Consider the following 19,785-nt stretch of genomic DNA (forward strand, 5'->3'; position numbering starts at 1 on the left):
GCGGGGCAGGTGAGGGGCAGCATACTGGAACACCAGGTGTTGCCCCTCATCTTCGCTCCTCTCGAAGGAGGCGTAATCAGTCGGGCTGCAGATCGGCCAAAGGGTAAATGCGATGACCGTGAAACTCTCTTCCTCGAACCTCGCCAGGCTGCCGGCCAACGTCGCCGGTCCGAAATATGACCGCTCTACCCTCAAGGCCGGCATCGTCCATTTCGGCGTCGGCAATTTCCACCGCTCGCACCAGGCGGTCTATCTCGACGATCTGTTCGCCACCGGCGAGGGCCACGACTGGGGGCTGATCGGCGCGGGCGTGTTCGAAGGCGAGAAGATCGGCCGCTCCAAGCTCGAGGAGCAGGACTGGCTGACCACGGTGGTCGAGCAGGACGAGGGCCATATGAGCGCCCGCGTCACCGGCGCCATGGTCGATTTCCTCACCCCCGGCGATGCGACCGCCATCGTCGAGCGGCTTGCCGATCCGGCGATCAAGATCGTCTCGCTGACCATCACCGAAGGCGGCTATTTCATCGACCCGGCATCCGGCAAGTTCAACCCGGCCCATCCCGACATCGTCGCCGACGCGCAGCCGGGCGCCGTGCCGAAAACCGTTTTCGGTATCATCTTGGCCGGCCTGTTGCGCCGGCGCGCCGACGGCATCGTGCCGTTCACCGTCATGTCCTGCGACAACATCCCCCATAACGGCCACGTCACCTCCGACGGCGTCATCGGCCTCGCCCGGCTGATCGACGAGGATCTCGCCAAATGGGTGGGCGACAAGGTCGCCTTCCCGAATGGCATGGTCGATCGCATCACGCCGGCCACGACTGACCGCGAGCGCAAGATCCTGGCCGACGATTTCGGGCTGAAGGACAATTGGCCGGTGTTTTGCGAGCCGTTCAAGCAATGGGTGCTGGAGGACCATTTCACCGCCGGCCGCCCGGCGCTGGAAAAGGTCGGCGTGCAATTCGTCAAGGATGTCTCGCCTTACGAGCTGATGAAGATCCGCATCCTCAATGGCGGCCATGCCACGATCGCCTATCCGGCGGGGCTGATGGACATCCATTTTGTACATGAAGGCATGCAGGAGCCGCTGGTGCGCGCCTTCCTGTCGAAGCTCGAGCATGACGAGATCATTCCGACCGTGCCGCCGGTGCCCGATACCGATCTGGAGGACTATTACCAGCTCATCGAGCGCCGCTTCTCCAATCCCAAGATCGGCGACACCATCCGGCGGCTTTGCCTCGACGGCTCCAACCGCCAGCCGAAATTCATCATCCCGACGATCTCCGACCGGCTGAAGGCGGGCAAGGGCGTCGCCGGCCTCGCGCTGGAATCCGCGCTCTGGTGCCGCTATTGCTTCGGCACCACCGACAGCGGCGCCGTCATCGAGCCGAACGATCCGAGCTGGGACCGCATGCAGGCCACCGCCAAGGCGGCCAAGGACGATCCGAAGGCATGGCTGGCGATGGAGGACATCTACGGCGATGTCGGCCGCTCGCCCGTCTTCGCCGAGGCCTTCACTCATGCCTTGAAGGTGTTGTGGGCGCACGGCGCGCGCGAAACCCTGACGCGCTATCTCGCCGGAAAGCTCTGAAAGCCTCTGTCTCTTTGACGCAATTCGGGACGGAGAACCGCTCACGCTGTTCCTGGAATTGCTTAGCTGGAAGCAACGGCCATGACGCCGGAACTGGTCATCTTCGACTGTGACGGCGTTCTGGTCGACAGCGAGGCGCTTTCGGTCTCGGCGCTGCTTGGCATGATCGAGCTTGCCGGCGGCACGGTCAGCGAGGACGCCGCCTACGAGCATTTCCTCGGCAAGAGCATGAAGAGCGTGCGCGAGATCCTCGGCCAAGAGTTCGGGCTCGACATCAGCGACCAGCATCTGACCGCGATGCGCGTCGACCTGATGCGCAAATTCCGCGAGGAACTGAAGCCGATCGCGGGCGTCAAGGAGGTGCTGCCGAAGCTAGGCCTGCCTTGCTGTGTCGCCTCGTCGGGCACGCTGGAGCGCATCCGTTACGCGCTCGACGTCACCGGCCTGCTCCCTCTGCTGGAGCCGCATCTGTTCAGCGCCACCATGGTCAAGCGCGGCAAGCCGGCGCCCGATCTTTTCCTCTACGCCGCCGCCAGCATGCGGGCGCATCCGCGCGAGTGCCTGGTGATCGAGGACAGCCCAGCCGGCATCGCCGCCGCCCGCGCGGCGGGTATGCGCGTCCTTGCCTTCACCGGCGGCTCGCATGCCGCCAACCCCGCCCTCAAGGCGCGGCTTGCGTCGACGGAACCGGACTTTATATTCGCTGACATGCTGCAATTGCCCGATCTGATTGCAGGCCTGGGAGCGAGAGAAAAAGCATCTTGAGGAAGAGTTTCGTTTGCGCGGTCGATGTCGGCACCGGGAGCGCTCGCGCGGGCATTCTCGACCCTGAAGGCAACCTGCTCGGCCGTGCCGATCATCCGATCGCCATGCACCAGCCCAAGCCCGACCATGCTGAGCATGATTCGGAAGATGTCTGGTCGGCGGTGTGCAAATCGGTGCGGTCCGCCCTCGAGAAATCCGGCGTCGCCGCCGGCGATGTCGCCGGGATGTCTTTCGACGCGACCTGCTCGCTGGTCGCGCGCGACCGGCAGGGCGGCCAGATCAGCGTCTCCGTCACCGGCGAGAAGCGCTGGGACACGATTGTCTGGCTCGATCACCGCGCCATCGCCGAGGCCGATGAATGCACGAAAAGCGGCCACGCCGTGCTCGACTATATCGGCGGCGTGATGTCGCCGGAGATGGAGACGCCGAAGCTGATGTGGCTGAAGCGCCATCTGCCGAAGACATGGAATGAAGCCGGCTATCTGTTCGACCTTGCCGATTTCCTGACCTGGAAGGCGTCTGGCTCGCTCGCCCGCTCGCAATGTACGCTGACGGCGAAATGGACCTATCTCGCGCATGAGGAAAAAAGCTGGCGGCGCGATTTCTTCGCGCTTGTCGGCCTCGACGACCTGTTCGAGCACGGCAATCTGCCCGAAAAGGCGAGCCCGGTCGGCGCCGATATCGGTCCGCTGACGGCCAAGGCGGCCGCCGAGCTCGGCCTCACCGAAAAATGCCGCGTCGGCGCCGGCGTCATCGATGCCTATGCCGGTGCGCTCGGCGTCCTCGGCGGCTTTGCCGGCGACGAGAAGGACATCAGCCGGCATTTGGCGCTGATCGCCGGCACATCGTCTTGCGTCATGGCCATGTCGCAGGACCCGCAGCCCTTCGCCGGGGTGTGGGGGCCGTATTACGGCGCGGCTTTGCCGAGGCTGTGGCTATCGGAAGGCGGCCAGTCGGCCACGGGCGCGCTGCTCGATCACATCATCCGCTGGCACGGCGCCGGCGGCGAGCCGGACGCGGCCATGCATATGAAGATTGCCAAGCGAGTCGCCGAGCTGCGCGCCGAGGAGGGCGATGCGCTGGCCGCGAGGCTGCATGTGCTGCCGGACTTCCACGGCAACCGCTCGCCGCTCGCCGACCCGCATGCCGTCGGCGTCATCAGCGGACTGACGCTCGATTCCTCCTTCGACAGCCTGTGCAAACTCTACTGGCGCACCGCCGTCGGCATCGCGCTCGGCGTGCGCCATGTGCTGGAGGCGCTGAACGAGAACGGCTATCTGATCGACACGCTTCACGTCACCGGCGGCCACACCAAGAACCCGCTTTTGATGGAGCTTTACGCCGACGCCACCGGCTGCACGGTGGTCGAGCCGCTGGCCGACGAGGCGGTGCTGCTCGGCACCGGCATGGTGGCGGCGACCGCTGCCGGGCTTTATCCCGACCTCAACGTGGCCTGCGTCGCCATGCAGCAGGGCGGCCGGACGCGCGCCCCCAACAGGGAAGCCGGCGCCCGCTTCGACCGCGACTACCGCATCTTCCTCGAAATGCACCGCCAGCGGCAGGCGCTCGACGCGATCGGGTAGAGCGTTCCAGGAACTCTTCCGCCGTCTTACTGTCTGCGCAGCGACTTGCCTGTCTCTCCGTCAAACAGATGGATGCAGTCCTCCTCGAAGCTGTAGCGCACCGGCGCCCGCAACTCCGGGCATTCGCGGGCCGGCACCAGCGCGCTGATCTCCTTGCCGCCCGAGCCGAACGTCACCAGCGCGTCATTGCCGTGAAACTCGATGAGGTCGGCGGTGCCCTGCAAAAGGTTTGCGCTACCGGCTTGCGCCGTCTTCAGGTCCGGAGGCCGGATGCCGAGCACCACGCGATCGCCGTGCCGCAGGTGGAAGTCGCCGCCTTGCAGCGACAGCACTGTCCCCGCGCCGGTCAGCGTCCAGCCATCGCCATTTCGAGCCACCGTGGCCTCGATGAAATTCATGTTCGGCGTGCCGATGAAGCCGGCTACGAACTGGTTGCCGGGACGGCGATAGATCTCCGCTGGCGAGCCGATCTGCTCGATCACGCCGTCCTTCAACAGCACGATGCGGTCGGCCAGCGTCATCGCCTCGAGCTGGTCATGCGTGACGTAGACGGTGGTCGTCTTCAGCGACTGGTGCAGCCTGGCGATCTCGACGCGCATATGGTTGCGCAGCTTGGCGTCGAGATTGGAGAGCGGCTCATCGAACAGGAACACTTTCGGCGTCTTGATCATGGCGCGCGCGATCGCCACGCGCTGCTGCTGGCCGCCGGAAAGCTCGGTCGGCTTGCGGCCGAGATAAGGCTCCAGGCCGAGCGTCCTGGAGACTGCCTCGACTCGCTTCCTGATCTCGGCCGCCGGCACTTTCTGCCGCTTCAATCCGAAGGCGATGTTGTCGAAGATCGTCATATGCGGATAGAGCGCATAATTCTGGAACACCATGGCGATGCCGCGGTCGCCCGGCTCGAGATCGTTCACTACCTTGCCGCCGATCGAAACCTCGCCGCCGCTGATATCCTCCAGCCCGGCGAGCATCCTGAGCAAGGTCGACTTGCCGCAGCCGGACGGCCCCAGGAACACGACGAACTCATGCTCCTCGATCGCAAGATTGAGATCGCGGATGACGGTCGTGGCGCCATAGGCCTTGTCGACATGGGAGCAAACGATCGCGGACATCCCTTATCCCTTCTCGCCGGTCAGCAGGATCTGCAGCTTGACGTCCTGCGGCTTGCCTTGCGCCGCGCGCTCGAACGCCTTGATGCTTTCGGAGAAATCATAGGTGCCGGTGATCAGCGGCTTGAGATCGACCTTGCCCGAGGCGATGAGCTGCAGGGCGCGGTCGAAGATGTTGGCATAGCGGAACACGGTCTCGATGCGGACTTCCTTGGCGATCGCCGCCGGCACGTTGAGCTCGACCGTCTCCACCGGCAGGCCTACCAGCACCACTGCGCCGCCCGGCCGCACGATGTCGAACAGATTGGCGAAAGCCTTCGGGCTGCCGCTCGCCTCGAACACGATGTCGGCGCCCCAATTGTCCGTCGCGCTCCGCACGGCATCGACCAGCGACTGCTCGCCGATATTGACCGGCACGATCCCCGGATATTGGCCGGCGATCTCCAACTTCGGCGCGGAGAAGTCCGAGATCAGCACTTTGGAGCAGCCGCCCGCCAGCGCGGCGAGCGCGATCATGATGCCGATCGGGCCGCAGCCGACGACGACGGCGACGTCGCCGGGCACGATGCGGGCGCGCGCCGCCGCCTGCATGCCGATGGCGAAGGGCTCGACCATCGCGCCCTCGGCGAAAGAGACATTGTCCGGCAATTTGTAGGTGAAGGCCGCCGGATGCACGGCATAAGGCGCGAGCACCCCATGCACCGGCGGCGTTGCCCAGAAGCGGACGTCCGGGTCGACATTGTAGATGCCGAGCTTCGTTGCGCGCGACGCAAGGTTCGGCACGCCGGGTTCCATGCAGACGCGGTCGCCGACCTTCAGGCTCGTGACATTGGCGCCGAGCTCGACAATCGTCCCCGAGGCTTCGTGGCCGAGCACCATCGGCTGGCGCACGATATAGCTGCCGATGGCGCCATGTGTGTAGTAATGCACGTCGCTGCCGCAGACGCCGACCGTGTGGATGGCGATCCTGACATCGTCCGGTCCGACGTCTTGCGGCAGCGCGATCTCGCGCAGCGACAGTTCGCCTTTTTTCTCAAGCACCAGTGCCCGCATCGGGTATCCTCACTTCAACTTTTCTTTTGCCGGAAAACGGAATTCAGGAAGCCGCTCAAAACACCGAGGAAGAGCAGCGGCGGCAGCGACAGAAGCACGACCGAGGCGTTGAGGATGCCCCAGGGCACGTTCATGCCTTGCTGGGAGAGCTCGGATGCCACGATAGGCAGCGTCTTGGCGTTGGAGCTCGACAGCATCAGCGCGATCAGGAACTCGTTCCAGACCAGCACGAAGCTGAAGGCGATGGCGCCGATCAGCGAGCGCGCCGCCACGGGCAGCGCGATCCGCCAGAACACCGAATAGGCGCCGTAGCCGTCGACGAAGGCCGCTTCCTCGATCTCCTTCGGCACGCCCTGGAAGGCGGGGATCGCAAGCCACATGATCACCGAGATGGTGAGCAGCGAGTATGTGACGATCAGCGCGGGAAGCGTGTCGTAGAGGCCGACCTGCAGCCAGATAACCATCAGCGGGATGGCGACCGCCACCGGCGGCAGGAAGCGCAGCGACAACACGAAGAACTGGATGTCGCCGGCGAAGCGATTGGGATAGCGCGCCACCGCATAGGCCGCCGGCAGGCCGAGCACGATGCCGATCAGCACCGCCGCGCCGCAGGCGACCGCGGAATTGTACAGCCCGGTCAGCACGCTGTCGCGGCCGAGGATGTAGCTGATGTTGGCGAGCGTCGGCGTGAAGATCACCTTCGGCACGCGGGTGATGATGTCGACATTGTTCTTCAGCGCGTTGAGCGCCGTCCAGAAAAGCGGGAACACGGCCAGGAATCCGGCCAGCGTCAGGACGGCCTTGGCGATCACGCGGCCCGGTCTCAATCGATATTGCTTCATGCCTGCACCCGCTTCCAAAGCAAGGTGAAGGTGATGACGGTCGCGATCATCATCAGCACCGCCATGGCCGAGGCGTAGGAAACCTTGCCGGACTCGATGAAGCCTTGCGAGAAGGCGTACATGTCGAGCGTTTCGGTCGCGACGCCCGGCCCGCCGCGCGTCATCACATAGATCAGGTCGAAGGAGCGCAGCGACTCGATCATCTTGACGAACATCAGGCTGATCAGCGGCGCCTTCAGCATCGGCAAGGTGACATAGGCATGGATCTGCCAGCGCTTGGCGTGGTCGAGCCTGGCCGCCTCGATCGGCTGCGGCGGCAGGGTTTCGAGCAGCTTCAGCACGATGACGGCGAAGAACAGTCCCCATTGCCAGACATCGACCGAAGCGACGGCGAACAATGCCGTGCCGGGCTTGGACAGCGGATCGAAGATCAGCCCGCCGGTGATCAGCCGGTAGGGATAGGTGGCGATGCCGTAAAGCGGATGATAGGCGAACTTCCAGACGAAGGCCGCAGAGACGCGCGGCAAAAGCACCGGGATGATGAAGAGCAGGCAGTAGAAGTTGCGCAGCCGCGGCGAGGCGACCTCGAACATCAAAACGCCGAGCCCGACCGCAACCACCATCGTCGCGATGACGGTGACGATCTCCCATTTCACCGAAACCCAGACGGCATTGAGGAAGCGGCGGTCCGCAAAGAGGTCGGCGAAATTCGAGAACCAGACCCAGGAATAGTCCGGCGCGCTCAGCTCACGGTTCTGCAGTGCGATCACGATGGCGTAGAGCGTCGGCACCATCGACAGCACCAGAAGGATGGCAAGCGTCGGAACCAGAAATGTGACCGGCAGGGAAGAGCGTCGGCGCATTGCCTATCCTCGGATTTTTGCTGCTGTCTGGTGAAGGTCCCGCGGCGCGCATCCCGGCATTCCTTCGAATGCCGCGAACCGCGCGCCGCGGGCGGGAGGATTACTTCTTCTTCACCAGCTCGTTGGCATAGGCCTCGAGCTCGTTGAGGCCGCCCTTGATGTCGGTGCGCGTGCCGGTGACCAGCTCTTCCAGGATGATGCCCCAGCGGTCGCCGAGATCGGGCCAGCGCGGATCCTGCCAGAAGTTCACCGCCGTCACCTTGCCGGTTTCGGCCAGCGCCTGGCCGAGATCGGCGCCGTAGATGTCGGCGAATTCCTTGCTGGAGAGGATGCTGGTGCGGTTCAGCTCGCCGAACTGGTGCGCGTCGAGCCGGCGCTTCTCATTTTCCTTGGATGTCGCCCAGGCGATGAACAGCCCGGCGCATTTCTTCGCGGCGTCATCGGCATTGGCCTTGGTGCCGATGGCAAGCCCGTGGCCATAGCCGCCACCCGGCAGCGGCGAGGGCGGCGGCAGGAAGCCGACCTTGCCGACCACCTGCGAGGTTTTCGGGTCGACCGCCATGCCCGACAGCGGCGTCGATTCGACAAGGATGGCGACCTGGCCGGACAGGAAGGCGCCGGTCGATTCGTCCCAGCTGCCGGTCTGCGTGCCGGGGGCCGAGTCCTTGAACAGCTTGAGATAGGTCTCGGTCGCCCTCACCGCGGCGTCCGAATTGAAGGCCGGCTTGTCGCCGTCGAACCATTTGCCGCCATAGGCCTTGAAGAACGGCATCCAGCGCCAGACATTGGCGCCCGAGCCGCGCGCCCCGCGCAGTGCGATGCCGTACATGCCCTTGTCGGCATTGGTCAGTTTCGGCACGTCGGCGATCAGCTCATCCAGCGTCTTCGGCGGCTGGATGCCGGCGGCTTCCAGCACATCCTTGCGATAGACCATCAGGTCGCCGCCGCCGGTCAGCGGCGCGAACCAGACCTTGCCGTCATAGGTGGCGACCTTCTGGCGGCCCGGATCGAAATCGGCGTAGTCATATTCAGCCGGATAATAATCCTTGAGCGGCGCGATCCAGCCCGAGGAGGCGAACAGGGCCACATTGGCCTCGTCGACATAATAGACGTTGTAGTTACCGACAGTGGAAGCGTCGGCGCGCGACTTGGCGCGGCGGTCGTTCTCGTTGAGGTAGTCGATCTGGAACGAGGCGCCGGAGAGCTTCTTGAACTCGTCCTTGGAGTCCTCCAGAAGCGTCAACCCGTCGCGCGGTTGCGCCAGCACCTTGACCGGCGCCGAACAGACCGGCGCCTGGGCAAGTGCTGCGGTTGACACGGAAGCGGTAAGCACGAACGCTGCGCCGAGGCTGGCAGCGAGCCGGGTTGAATTCATTGGTTTTCTCCTCCAGGAACACTCGCGAAAAGCGGCAGGTCCTCGGGCTAAGCGACCCTCACCGTCGCCCATGTGACCTGCCGCCCGTCGCCAAAATGAGCAGTTGGAGGGAGCGAGACTAGAAGCCCCGTTGCAGCAGACCTGTACTTTTATGCATTGTGCGACGCAAAATATGGCGCAGGCAGAGTCTGCTCGTCACACGAGTATCAGAACTGTCGAAGTGGACGTATCTCGGCTGTATTACGCCCTTAGCGCCAGCCGCTGCCGCGACAGCTTGCGATAGGATGAGGGTGTCATCTTGTGCTTGCGCAGGAAGGCGCGGTTGAAGTTCGAGATGTTCATATAGCCGACCTGGAAGCAGATGTCGGTGATCGGGATATCGGTGTCGGCGAGCAGCTTGCAGGCCTGCCAGAGCCTGAGCTTGGCGAGGTGGTCGCTGAAGGAATTGCCAGTGTTCTTCTGGAAGAAGCGGGAAAAACTGCTTTCGCTCATGCCGGCCAATTGAGCCACATCCGGCAGCTTCAGGTCCTCCGCGAAATGCTGGAACAGGTAGGTCAGCGAGCGCTGTATGATGTCGAGCGACTCGGCGTCGAGAAGCGGAGAGAAGTCGGGCGACGACAAAAGCGCGTATTCGTCGGTGGTGGCCAGAAGCTCGAGCAGCTCGAGGAACATGCGGAACCTTGCCAGCCCGTGCACCTCGCCCATCCGTTCCATCAGCTCGGCGCCGTCGAGCGCGGTGCGGCCATGGAAGACCATGCCGCGCAGCGAGCGTTCCAGGAACGGCTCCAGCTCGCGCAGCTCCGGCAGCAGCCCGGCCGAGCCGCGCAGCCGCTCGGGATCGAATTGCAGCACGATATCGCGGCCTTCGATCAGCTCGCCGGGCTGCACCGCTGTCACCCAGTCATGCGGCAGCCCCCCGCCGACGATGGTCAGATAGCCCGGCCCGAACTCGCCGATATGGTCGCCGACCAGCACCACGCCGGACGATTTCCTGAGCAGATGGATTTCGTATTCCGGATGGAAATTCCAGACATTGCGCTCCCACGGATAGTCGTCCAGCCGCCATAGGAAGCTCTCGCTCGCCTCCGTCACGATGTGCTCGAAAGCGGGCACCGTGCGCGGGATCGCGGCCGTGTTCTTTCTGCGCCTGAATGGCATCCATTCCTCCCGGCATGGCGGCTGGCCGCGCATGCCTGAGGGATCCGTAGCAGCCTGCAGGCGGCAAATGAAAGAGGCGTCGCTGCATCCCGGCTCGCCTGGATCAATCGCTAACCGGGCTTCCTCCCTTGCCAACATGTCGCATTTCGTTCACAAGGCGACGCAAATGGCGCCATTTTGCGCCGTTGTCGTGCGGCTTCCGGCCCTTTGGCCGACGCGCCGTGTTCTGAAAGAGCGGAACAATGTCTGCGATCGAAGCCGGCGCTCGCGCGCCGGAAAATCTTTGGCGTCAGGAAATCAGGGCGACGATCGCGCTCGCCTGGCCGATGGTGCTGACCAATCTCGGCCAGACCGCCATGACCGCGACCGACGTCATGATGATGGGCCGGCTCGGGCCCGATACGCTCGCCGCCGGCGCGCTCGGCTCCAACCTCTATTTCATGCCGCTGATCTTCGGCCTCGGCCTGATGCTGGCGACCTCGCCGATGATGGCGACCGAGCTCGGCCGTCATCGCCATTCGGTGCGCGACCTGCGCCGCACCGTGCGCCAGGGCCTTTGGCTGGCTATCCTGATCTCGATCCCTATCTGGATCTTCCTCTCGCATGGCGAAGAGGTGCTTCTGGCCATGGGCCAGAAGCCGGAGCTTGCGCATGAGGCCGGCATCTATCTGCACTGGCTGCAATGGGCGGTGCTGCCCTTCTATGGCTATATCGTGCTGCGCTCCTTCATCTCGGCGCTGGAGCGGCCGGGCTGGGCGCTGATCATCGTTTTCGTCGCGGTCGCCTGCAACGCCTTCTTCAACTGGGTGTTCATGTTCGGCAATCTCGGCGTCAAGTCGATGGGCATCGCCGGCTCCGGCCTCGCCACCACTCTGTCCAGCACGCTGATGTTCGCCGGCCTAGCGGGGGTAGTGATGCTCGAGAAAAAATTCCGCCGCTACCGTCTCTTCGGCCGCTTCTGGCGCTCCGACTGGCCGCGTTTCCGCGGCCTGCTCAGGCTCGGCCTGCCGATCGCCGGCATCCTCGCCTTCGAGGTGACGATCTTCAACGCGGCGGCCCTGCTCATGGGTCTGATCGACGCGGATTCGCTTGCCGCCCATGCGATCGCCATCCAGATCGCCTCGATCTCCTTCATGGTGCCGCTCGGTCTCAACCAGGCAGTCACGGTCCGGGTCGGCCTGGCGCATGGCGCCGGCAATCCGGAAGGCGTTTCGCGCGCCGGCTGGACGGCCTTCGTCATCGGTGTGTCCTTCATGGCGCTGATGGGCTTGGTGATGATTCTGTGGCCGCATCTGCTGATCAGCGCCTTCATCGACCTCGCCGATCCGGCCAATGCCAGGGTGATCACGCTTGCCGTGTCGTTTCTTATGTTCGCAGCGCTGTTCCAGATCTTCGACGGCGCCCAGGCCGTCGCCGCCGGCATGCTGCGGGGGTTGCACGACACCAAGGTGCCGATGATCTATGCGGCGGTCGGCTATTGGGGTGTCGGCCTGCCGCTCGGCGTGCTGCTCGCTTTCCATTTCGGCTTTAACGGCGTCGGCATCTGGATCGGCCTGGCCTCGGGGCTGGCCGTGGTGGCGGCGCTCCTGCTCGCGCGCTGGCTCAGGCGCGATCGCATCGCGCCGGCGCTCGCCTTCGGGCATTGATCGACAAGGCTGCGCGTCCAGTCGTCAGCAGCCTTGGCGTCTCAGCGCGCCCCTGCGCCTTGCTCCAGCCGCCGCGCGTATTGCGTCAGCGGGAAGCACATGACGAAGAAGATCAGCGCCACCAGTCCATAGACCTTGAACGGCTCGAAAGTCGCGTTGTTGATCGCGTTGGAAGTCCTGACCAGTTCCTCGAAGCCGATGATCGAGGTCAGCGCCGTCGATTTGATGAGCTGCACCAGGAAGCCGACAGTCGGCGCGCGGGTGATCGCGAAGGCTTGCGGCAGGATGATCAGCCTGAGCTCCTGCAGATAGTGCAGCCCGAGGCTTGCGCCGGCATCCCATTGTCCGCGCGGCAGCGCATCGACGCCGCCGCGCCAGATCTCGGCCAGATAGGCGCTGGCGAAGAAGGTGAGCCCGAGCGCCGCCGCCGTCCACGGCTCGATACGCAGGCCCAGCATCGGCAGGCCGAAGAACATCAAAAAGAGCTGCATCAAAAGCGGTGTGCCCTGGAACAGCGCGATATAGCCCGAAGCAATCCGCTTGACCCATTTGTTCCGGGCGATGCGGAAGAACAGCACCATGAGCCCGACCAGCGCACCACCGATGAAGGCGGCCAGCGACAACAGCACCGTCCAGCGCGCGGCGAGCAGCAGGTTGCGCAATATGTCCCAGAAGGTGAACTCGATCATGACACACCTGCTCCGAGCGCCCCTCGTCCGCCGGCAATGAGCAGCCGGCGCAGCCCCATCGACAGGCCGAGATAGACCATGGTCACGACGAAATAGGTCTCGAAGGCGCGGAAGGTGCGCGCCTGCAGCATGTCGGCTTCGTAGGTCAGCTCGCGCACCGCGATCTGCGAGACCACGGCCGATTCCAGCATCATGATGACGATCTGGCTGGTCAGCGCCGGGTAGATCACCTTCAGCGCCTGCGGCAGCACGATCTTGACGAACACCTGGCGGGGCCTGAGGCCGAGCGCCAGGGCGGCTTCCGTTTGGCCACGCGGCACGGCGTCCAGCCCGGCGCCGACGATCTCGATCGTATAGGCCGCCATGTTGAGCGTCATGGCCAGCATGGCAGCAAGGATCGGGTCCAGCCTGATTCCGAGCGTGGGCAGTCCGAAGAAGATGAAGAACAGCTGCACCAGGAACGGCGTGTTGCGCATCACCTCGACATAGGCACCGATCGCCAGCCTGAGCGGCTTCGGGCCGCTTCTCTTGCCGGCGGCGCCCAGAATGCTGAGAAACGTGCCCGCCAGCGTCGTAACTGCGATCAGAAGCAGCGTCATCGCCGCGCCGCTTGCGATTACGCCCGCCGCGCCCGCAAGCCAGCCGAAGTCGAGGCTGTAGCCCATGGCGATTGACCTTGCTGGAAGGTGCCTGACCTGAGGAGGGTTCGGCGCCTCTTACGCCGCCGAACCGCTCCGAAGATCAATCCTTGAGGTTGTCGGGATTGAGCGGCGTCTTCAGCCAGGCCTTCGAGCTCTCGTCGAGCTTGCCGTCGGCCAGCATCCTGGCGACGGCGTCGTTCACCGCCTTCTTCAGCCGGTCCTCGTTCTTGTTGAGTCCGATATGCGAGGGCGAGGTCAAAAGCTGGAATTTCTGCTCCGGCTTCAGCGCATCCTGCTTGGCCAGCACCTGGGCGCCGACATCGTTGCCGACCACCATCAGCTGGGTCTGGCCGGAGATGAAGGCCTGGATGACGGAATTGTAGTTGTCGAAGCGGCGGATGTCGGCAGAGGTGGGCGCCGCCTGGGTGAGCGAGGTGTCTTCCAGAGTGCCGCGATTGACGGCGATGGACTTGTCGGCGAGGTCTTCCTTGCCTTTGACGGCAAGCTCGGCCGGGCCGATGACGGCGATGTAATAGGGCGCGTAGGCGGCGGCGAAATCGATCACCTGCTCGCGTTCCTTGGAGTAGCCGACGCTCATCAAAATATCGACGCGCTTGTCGGTGAGATAAGGAATGCGGTTCTGGCCGGTGACGCTGACCAGGTTGAGCTTCACCTTCAAGGCATCGGCGATCGCCTGCGCCACGTCGATGTCGTAGCCCTTGATGCTCATATCCGCGCTGGCCGAGGAGAAGGGCGGGAAGTCCGAGAAGATGCCGACATTGATGGCGCCGGCCTTGGTGATGTCGTCGACGGCGTCGGCTTTGGCATGTGTGGTCAGGCCGGCGGCGCCGAGCATCAGCATTGCTGCGAAAGCGGATTTCAGTACGTTGCGAAGAGTCATTTTAGTTCCCCTGCTGGAAGCTTGTTGTTTGAAACCGGCCGCCGGCTCCAGCGCGGCGGCCGTGTTGGTAGAGCAGTTCCAGGGGAAGCGGTCTTCCGCCCGGAATTGCGTGCTTTGGTATTAGCCTTTCTTGATCGCCGGGCTGAACACCATCAGGCTGAGGATCTCGAACAGGACCTGGGCGCCGACATGGGCGGTGTTGGTGGTCGCGTCATATTGCGGCGCCACCTCGACGACGTCGCCGCCGACGATGTTGAGGCCCTTCAGGCCGCGCAGCAGCTCCAGCACCTCGCGCGTCGTCAGCCCGCCGACTTCCGGCGTGCCGGTGCCCGGCGCGAAGGCCGGATCGATGCTGTCGACGTCGAAGGAGATGTAGGTCGGGCCGTCGCCGACAATTTTGCGCGCCTTCTCGATGATGGCCGGGATGCCGAGGCGCGGTCACCTCCTCGGCATGCACGACAGTCATGCCGGATTCGTAGGTGAACTCCCACAGATATTCGGCCGAGCCGCGGATGCCGATCTGGATGGTGCGCGAGGGATCGAGCACGCCGTCCAGCACCGCGTTGCGGAACGGCCCGCCATGGTGGAACTTGGTCATGTCGAACAGCCCGCTGGTGTCGCAATGGGCGTCGATATGAATCATGCCGACCGGCGCCTTTTTGCCGACCGCCTTCAGGATCGGATGGCTGATCGAATGGTCGCCGCCGACCGAAAGCGGCAGCACGCCGGCATCGACGATCTGGTTGGTGCGCTTTTCGATGTCCTCATGGCTGATCTCCAGCCGGTAGCGGCTGCGGAACGGCGTGTCGCCGATATCGGCGACGCGCAGCTCATGCGTCGGCGCGCATTCCAGCACATGGTTGTAGGGGCCGATGCGCTCGATGGCGCGCAGCGCGCGCGGCCCGAAGCGCGAGCCGGGACGGTTGGTAACGCCGAGGTCCATCGGCACGCCGATCATCGCCACCTGCAGGTCGCCGAAATCCGGATTCTCGGCGGCGATTTCGCGGTAGGGCGCGGCGAGGAAGGTCGGGACGCCGGAATAGGGGGCGAGGCGCGTGCCCGACTTGTTGAAGATCTTGTCGGCGACCTTGCGGAATTTCGGGTCGAACATCTCGCCGCCATGGCTCTCGCCATATTTGCGGCGCAACGCTTCGAGCTTGCCGCGATCGTAACCCATGTGGTTCTCCTCTCTTGCCTGCCTGCAGCGCTGCCCGCATGGGCGATTTGCCAAGCCAGCCTGTTGTCCGGCTGGATCGTTGCTCCCGGCTGCTGCGGATTCCACGTCTCTTGAAGCTGTTCCGGGTAAAAGTCTCGGGCAGCCGCATTGAAAAATCAATTGATATTGTTAGGTTCCTGGCTGTGAGAAAATCTCACAAAGTAGGAGCTCTTCCATGGCCAAGCGCCTGCCGCCGCTAAACCCCTTGCGCGCCTTCGAGGCCACGGCGCGGCATGCCTCGCTGACCAAGGCCGCGGGTGAGCTGAATGTCACGCATGGCGCCGTCAGCCACCAGATCAAGGCGCTCGAGCAGTCGCTCGGCGTGAAACTCTTCGAGCGCATCGGTCAGCGCGTGAAGCTGACGCCGCATGGCGCCGAATTCCTGCCGGCGGTGTCGGCCGCCTTTGACGGTATCGCCGCCGCCACCCAGCGCATGACTAGGCCAGCAAACGCCGGCGCGCTGTCGGTCTCCTGCGTGCCGGCGCTGCTCTTGTTGTGGATGACGCCGCGGCTCGGCTCCTTCACGGCGCAATATCCGGACATCCAGCTCACCCTGATCCCGTCCAACGACCCCAAAGACATCCGCGCCCCGGATATTGACGTCTGTGTGCATTATGGCGACGGCGGCTGGACCGACTGCTGGATGCGCAAATGGTCCGGGCTGGAACTCTTCCCCGTGGTCAGTCCGACGCTGATCAACAACCGTCCGATCCGCAGCGTGCGCGATCTTGCCGACCACGTCTTCCTGCATGGCGACGACGGCCGTGAATGGCATACCTGGCTGGCCGCCGCCGACGCGCTCGATCTGGAGCGCGGCCGCGGTCATCGTCTGGGCGATGCGCGCATGGCGACTGAGGCAGCCGTGCACGGCCATGGCGTCGCGCTGGGTGACTCCGTCACCGCGCGCGCCTTGCTCGCCAGAGGCATGCTCGTCGCGCCCTTCACGCTGTCGGTGCCGGCGGTCGATGATTTCTACGTCGTCTGCCGCAACGAGATGCGCTCGGCGCCGATCGTGCAGCTCTTCATCGACTGGCTGTTCGCCGAAAAGGAGCAGGACGAGGCCCGCGCCGACGCCCCGGTGGCCGGCCGCGTGCCGAGCCGCAGGAAACGTCCATCGCTCAGGCTTGTCGGGGCGAGAGCCATTCCAGGAAAGGTGTAAATGGTTCAGGCGGCGTCCCGAGGGCTGGACTTGCGTAGCTGCTTTTTGTCGGGCCAGCTTGCAAAGCAGCAAGCGCGTTCGAAAATACAATGCTAAGACGCATTCCCGCGGCTAGAGCATGATCCCGAAAAGCGGGAACCGTGCTCCAATCCAAAGTTAGATCAGGATGACGATTCAACAAATGTGATCTAGCGAGCAACGAAAGCGCATTGAGACATGGCAAAGACCGATATAGCGCGGCGCGTCTACAACCACACCTGGAAGCTCGACCCGATCGTCCGCAGCCTGCTGGACACTGACTTCTACAAGCTTCTGATGCTGCAGATGATCTGGGGCATGTACCCCAAGGTCGACGCCACCTTCTCGCTGATCAACCGCACCACCTCGGTGCGGCTGGCCGACGAGATCGACGAGGGCGAATTGCGCGAGCAGCTCGACCACGCTCGCACCTTGCGCTTTTCCAAGAAGGAGATGATCTGGCTGGGCGGCAACACTTTCTATGGCCGCAAGCAGATCTTCGAGCCGGAATTCCTCGCCTGGCTCGAGGACTTCCGCCTCCCCGAATACGAGCTTTCCAGGCGCGACGGCCAGTTCGAGCTCTCCTTCGCCGGCCCCTGGATGTACACGACGCTCTGGGAAATTCCGGCTTTGGCCATCATCAACGAGCTGCGCTCGCGAGCGGCGATGCGCTCCTTCGGCCCCTTCACGCTCGATGTGCTCTATGCCCGCGCCAAGGCCAAGATGTGGGATAAGACCGAGCGGCTGAAGGCGCTGCCCGGCATCCGCATTTCCGACTTCGGCACGCGCCGCCGCCATTCCTTCCTGTGGCAGCGCTGGTGTGTCGAGGCCCTGAAGGAAGGCATCGGCGAAGCCTTCACCGGCACCTCCAACGTGCTTCTGGCCATGGACAACGACCTCGAGGCTTTGGGCACCAACGCGCATGAATTGCCGATGGTGTTTGCAGCGCTTGCCAATTCCGAACAGGAGTTGCGCGAAGCGCCCTACAAGGTGCTGCAGGACTGGCAGCGCTACTATGGCGGCAATCTGCTGATCGTGCTGCCCGACACTTTCGGCACGGCCGCGTTCCTGCGCGACGCACCGGACTGGATCGCCGACTGGACCGGCTTCCGGCCGGACAGCGCGCCGCCGATCGAAGGCGGCGAGAAGATCCTCTCCTGGTGGCGTGAGAAGGGCAAGGATCCCAAGCAGAAGCTGCTCATCTTCTCCGACGGCCTGGAAGTCGAAACCATCGAGGAGACCTACAAGCATTTCCGCGGCAAGGTGCGCATGTCCTTCGGCTGGGGCACCAATCTCACCAACGATTTCGAGGGCTGCGCGCCGACCGCAACCAAAAGCCTCGACGCCATCTCGCTGGTCTGCAAGGTCAGCGAAGCCAACGGCCGGCCGGCGGTGAAGCTGTCGGACAATCCCGCCAAGGCGACCGGCGAGGAGAAGGAGATCAAAAGGTATCTGAGGATCTTCGGCGAGAAGGATCGGGTGCAGCAGCTGGTGAAAGTGTGAACACTCTGCCGATCTGACGTCACCCTGCAGGACAGCAAAGTTGGATAGGCTGAGTTCCTTCGCGCCCCCCTCTGTCCTGCCGGACATCTCCCCCTCTACGGGGGAGATCATCTTGGCACCCCCGCTTTCGCCAATTTTCAACGCTGTCAGGAATGAGCCGGCGCTGAAGCCGCCAATCTCTCCCCTTGAGGGGGAGATGTCCGGCAGGACAGAGGGGGGCGCCGTAGAGCGCAAGCCTCCGTGGTTGGCCTTCGTAGCGGCCCTCACCCTCCTCCCCACCCCCGCCTTCGCCCACGCCTCCGACCGCGGCCACGTGCTGCTTCTCCCGACGGGCTATTACATCGCCGGCGGCGCGCTGGCGGTGGCCGTCAGCTTCCTCGTGCTGGCGCTGCTGCCGCCGGCCGCCCTCGATCGGTTCTGGCGCCGGCGCCTGCCCCTGCTTGTCTTCAGTGACCGCCCGCGCATCACCGTCAGCCTCACTTCCTTTGCCGCCTTGATATTTCTCGTCGCCGCCGGTCTTTTCGGCAGCCGCGACCCGCTCTCCAATCCGCTGCCCCTGGTGATCTGGACGCTGCTCTGGGCCGGTTTCACGCTGCTGCAGGGCATCTTCGGTGACCTCTGGTCGGGGCTCAACCCGTGGTACGGCCCTTGGCGCGTCGCCTCTCGCGTCTTCGGCCTTCAGGCCGGCGAGGCCAAGCCGTCGCTCCTGCCGCCATGGCTCGGCTGCTGGCCGGCCTTCGTGCTGTTCCTCGCCTTTGCCTGGTTCGAGCTGATCGATCCGGCGCCGGACGATCCGGCCCGCCTCGCCTTTGCCGCCGGCATCTACTGGCTGGCGAGCTTTGTCGCGATGCTCGTCTTCGGCTATGGCGGCTGGAGCAAGCGCGGCGAATTTTTGACCGTCTTCTTTTCCATGGTCGCCCGCTTCGCGCCGCTCGATCGCCGCGATGGCCGGCTCTCGCTCTGCTGGCCGGGCGCCAAGCTGCTCGCGGCTGAGCCGCTGCCGCTGAGCGGCACGGCCTTTCTCCTGCTGGCGCTGTCTTCGGTATCCTTCGACGGCCTGTCGAAAACCTTCTTTTGGTTGGGCCTCTTCGGCCTCAACCCGCTGGAATATCCCGGCCGCACCGCGCTGATCGGCATCGGCAGCTTCGGCCTCGTGCTCACCTTCATCCTGCTCGCGGCTGTGTTCGCGCTGGCCGTCTTTCTCGGCCAACGACTCGCCGGCGATACGCAGCCGCTCGGAAAAACCGCCGGCCTGCTGGTCTGGTCCATCGTGCCGATCGCGCTTGCCTACCACATCGCGCATTACCTCATCGTGCTTTTGGTCGACGGCCAATACGCCTTGGTCGCCGTGTCCGATCCCTTCGGGCTCGGCTGGAACCTGTTCGGCACCGCCAGCATGATGGTCGAAGCCGGCGTCGTCGCCGGCGCTCAATCGGCCTGGTGGCTGTGGAACCTGCAAGCCGGCGTCATCATCGCCGGCCATATGCTAGCCGTGCTTGTCGCGCATGGCCTTGCCTGGCGCCTCCACAAGCAGTTGTCCCGCGCCGCGCTCAGCCAGTTCCCGCTCACCCTGTTGATGATCGCCTACACCATCTTCGGTCTGTGGTTGCTTGCAACGCCGACCGCGGGATGAGACAAGGTTCCTGTCCTTGGGGAAGCTCGCTTGCCAGGTC

Annotated in this window: 16 protein-coding genes and 1 pseudogene; 7 read left to right on the plus strand and 10 right to left on the minus strand. The window is 64.2% G+C overall.

From position 1 onward, the window contains the following. The first annotated feature begins 112 nt into the window (after positions 1-112). The 3 genes from ACVMIM_RS05425 (at position 113) to ACVMIM_RS05435 (ending at position 3,939) form a co-directional block, all read left to right on the plus strand. A complete protein-coding gene (locus ACVMIM_RS05425) occupies positions 113-1,591 on the plus strand; it encodes a mannitol dehydrogenase family protein (RefSeq protein WP_476110941.1) in 1,479 nt (492 codons plus the stop codon). Positions 1,592-1,672: 81 nt separating this feature from the next. Then, positions 1,673-2,356 carry an HAD family hydrolase gene (locus ACVMIM_RS05430; protein WP_040998428.1) on the plus strand — a complete coding sequence of 228 codons (684 nt, stop codon included), beginning with the start codon at positions 1,673-1,675 and terminating at the stop codon, positions 2,354-2,356. Continuing rightward, complete coding sequence (locus ACVMIM_RS05435; protein ID WP_476110943.1) at positions 2,353-3,939, plus strand: FGGY-family carbohydrate kinase; 1,587 nt, start codon at positions 2,353-2,355, stop codon at positions 3,937-3,939. The genes ACVMIM_RS05430 and ACVMIM_RS05435 overlap by 4 nt, the downstream gene beginning before the upstream one ends. Positions 3,940-3,965: 26 nt before the next feature. Here the strand turns inward: ACVMIM_RS05435 and ACVMIM_RS05440 are convergent, their stop codons facing one another. The 6 genes from ACVMIM_RS05440 to ACVMIM_RS05465 form a co-directional block, all read right to left on the minus strand. Beyond that, positions 3,966-5,051: an ABC transporter ATP-binding protein gene (locus ACVMIM_RS05440; RefSeq protein WP_476110945.1), complete on the minus strand. Its 1,086-nt coding sequence runs from the start codon at positions 5,049-5,051 to the stop codon at positions 3,966-3,968. Between the two features lie 3 nt (positions 5,052-5,054). Further along, positions 5,055-6,101 carry an NAD(P)-dependent alcohol dehydrogenase gene (locus ACVMIM_RS05445; protein ID WP_476110947.1) on the minus strand — a complete coding sequence of 349 codons (1,047 nt, stop codon included), beginning with the start codon at positions 6,099-6,101 and terminating at the stop codon, positions 5,055-5,057. A gap of 14 nt (positions 6,102-6,115) precedes the next feature. Then, on the minus strand, positions 6,116-6,943 hold the full coding sequence (locus ACVMIM_RS05450) for a carbohydrate ABC transporter permease (RefSeq protein ID WP_476110949.1): 828 nt from the start codon (positions 6,941-6,943) through the stop codon (positions 6,116-6,118). Next, the gene (locus tag ACVMIM_RS05455; RefSeq protein WP_476110951.1) at positions 6,940-7,806 is read right to left on the minus strand and encodes a carbohydrate ABC transporter permease; all 867 of its coding nucleotides are present in this window, start codon (positions 7,804-7,806) and stop codon (positions 6,940-6,942) included. Before ACVMIM_RS05455 ends, ACVMIM_RS05450 begins: the two co-directional genes overlap by 4 nt. Before the next feature lie 100 nt (positions 7,807-7,906). Beyond that, the gene (locus ACVMIM_RS05460; RefSeq protein ID WP_476110953.1) at positions 7,907-9,181 is read right to left on the minus strand and encodes an ABC transporter substrate-binding protein; all 1,275 of its coding nucleotides are present in this window, start codon (positions 9,179-9,181) and stop codon (positions 7,907-7,909) included. 240 nt (positions 9,182-9,421) lie between these two features. After that, positions 9,422-10,339: a helix-turn-helix domain-containing protein gene (locus ACVMIM_RS05465; protein WP_476110955.1), complete on the minus strand. Its 918-nt coding sequence runs from the start codon at positions 10,337-10,339 to the stop codon at positions 9,422-9,424. 242 nt (positions 10,340-10,581) lie between these two features. Between ACVMIM_RS05465 and ACVMIM_RS05470 the strand changes: the two genes are divergently transcribed. Beyond that, positions 10,582-11,985, plus strand: coding sequence for an MATE family efflux transporter (locus ACVMIM_RS05470; RefSeq protein ID WP_476110957.1), 1,404 nt, complete (start codon positions 10,582-10,584; stop codon positions 11,983-11,985). 41 nt (positions 11,986-12,026) lie between these two features. Here the strand turns inward: ACVMIM_RS05470 and ACVMIM_RS05475 are convergent, their stop codons facing one another. From ACVMIM_RS05475 to speB, 4 genes and pseudogenes are all read right to left on the minus strand, one after another. Continuing rightward, on the minus strand, positions 12,027-12,674 hold the full coding sequence (locus tag ACVMIM_RS05475) for an amino acid ABC transporter permease (protein ID WP_476110959.1): 648 nt from the start codon (positions 12,672-12,674) through the stop codon (positions 12,027-12,029). Further along, the gene (locus ACVMIM_RS05480) at positions 12,671-13,339 is read right to left on the minus strand and encodes an amino acid ABC transporter permease (RefSeq protein WP_278051040.1); all 669 of its coding nucleotides are present in this window, start codon (positions 13,337-13,339) and stop codon (positions 12,671-12,673) included. The genes ACVMIM_RS05475 and ACVMIM_RS05480 overlap by 4 nt, the downstream gene beginning before the upstream one ends. A gap of 76 nt (positions 13,340-13,415) precedes the next feature. Next, a complete protein-coding gene (locus tag ACVMIM_RS05485) occupies positions 13,416-14,216 on the minus strand; it encodes a transporter substrate-binding domain-containing protein (RefSeq protein WP_476110961.1) in 801 nt (266 codons plus the stop codon). 120 nt (positions 14,217-14,336) lie between these two features. Further along, positions 14,337-15,393 (minus strand): annotated as a pseudogene (speB, locus tag ACVMIM_RS05490) (agmatinase). Between the two features lie 214 nt (positions 15,394-15,607). Here speB and gcvA point away from each other — a divergent pair. The 3 genes from gcvA (at position 15,608) to ACVMIM_RS05505 (ending at position 19,745) form a co-directional block, all read left to right on the plus strand. Beyond that, positions 15,608-16,591, plus strand: coding sequence for a transcriptional regulator GcvA (gene gcvA / locus ACVMIM_RS05495; RefSeq protein ID WP_476110962.1), 984 nt, complete (start codon positions 15,608-15,610; stop codon positions 16,589-16,591). Positions 16,592-16,807: 216 nt separating this feature from the next. Then, on the plus strand, positions 16,808-18,112 hold the full coding sequence (gene pncB, locus ACVMIM_RS05500) for a nicotinate phosphoribosyltransferase (protein ID WP_476110964.1): 1,305 nt from the start codon (positions 16,808-16,810) through the stop codon (positions 18,110-18,112). 196 nt (positions 18,113-18,308) lie between these two features. Continuing rightward, the gene (locus tag ACVMIM_RS05505) at positions 18,309-19,745 is read left to right on the plus strand and encodes a hypothetical protein (RefSeq protein ID WP_476110966.1); all 1,437 of its coding nucleotides are present in this window, start codon (positions 18,309-18,311) and stop codon (positions 19,743-19,745) included. Positions 19,746-19,785 lie beyond the last annotated feature (40 nt).

The organism is Mesorhizobium sp. USDA 4413 (assembly GCF_056280365.1).

Bases quoted from the DNA above. Each gene is read 5' to 3' on its own strand.
- ACVMIM_RS05425 (WP_476110941.1), top strand. From the start codon at position 113: ATGACCGTGAAACTCTCTTCCTCGAACCTCGCCAGGCTGCCGGCCAAC.
- ACVMIM_RS05430 (WP_040998428.1), top strand. From the start codon at position 1,673: ATGACGCCGGAACTGGTCATCTTCGACTGTGACGGCGTTCTGGTCGAC.
- ACVMIM_RS05440 (WP_476110945.1), bottom strand. From the start codon at position 5,051: ATGTCCGCGATCGTTTGCTCCCATGTCGACAAGGCCTATGGCGCCACG.
- ACVMIM_RS05445 (WP_476110947.1), bottom strand. From the start codon at position 6,101: ATGCGGGCACTGGTGCTTGAGAAAAAAGGCGAACTGTCGCTGCGCGAG.
- ACVMIM_RS05450 (WP_476110949.1), bottom strand. From the start codon at position 6,943: ATGAAGCAATATCGATTGAGACCGGGCCGCGTGATCGCCAAGGCCGTC.
- ACVMIM_RS05455 (WP_476110951.1), bottom strand. From the start codon at position 7,806: ATGCGCCGACGCTCTTCCCTGCCGGTCACATTTCTGGTTCCGACGCTT.
- ACVMIM_RS05460 (WP_476110953.1), bottom strand. From the start codon at position 9,181: ATGAATTCAACCCGGCTCGCTGCCAGCCTCGGCGCAGCGTTCGTGCTT.
- ACVMIM_RS05465 (WP_476110955.1), bottom strand. From the start codon at position 10,339: ATGCCATTCAGGCGCAGAAAGAACACGGCCGCGATCCCGCGCACGGTG.
- ACVMIM_RS05470 (WP_476110957.1), top strand. From the start codon at position 10,582: ATGTCTGCGATCGAAGCCGGCGCTCGCGCGCCGGAAAATCTTTGGCGT.
- ACVMIM_RS05475 (WP_476110959.1), bottom strand. From the start codon at position 12,674: ATGATCGAGTTCACCTTCTGGGACATATTGCGCAACCTGCTGCTCGCC.
- ACVMIM_RS05480 (WP_278051040.1), bottom strand. From the start codon at position 13,339: ATGGGCTACAGCCTCGACTTCGGCTGGCTTGCGGGCGCGGCGGGCGTA.
- ACVMIM_RS05485 (WP_476110961.1), bottom strand. From the start codon at position 14,216: ATGACTCTTCGCAACGTACTGAAATCCGCTTTCGCAGCAATGCTGATG.
- gcvA (WP_476110962.1), top strand. From the start codon at position 15,608: ATGGCCAAGCGCCTGCCGCCGCTAAACCCCTTGCGCGCCTTCGAGGCC.
- pncB (WP_476110964.1), top strand. From the start codon at position 16,808: ATGGCAAAGACCGATATAGCGCGGCGCGTCTACAACCACACCTGGAAG.
- ACVMIM_RS05505 (WP_476110966.1), top strand. From the start codon at position 18,309: ATGTCCGGCAGGACAGAGGGGGGCGCCGTAGAGCGCAAGCCTCCGTGG.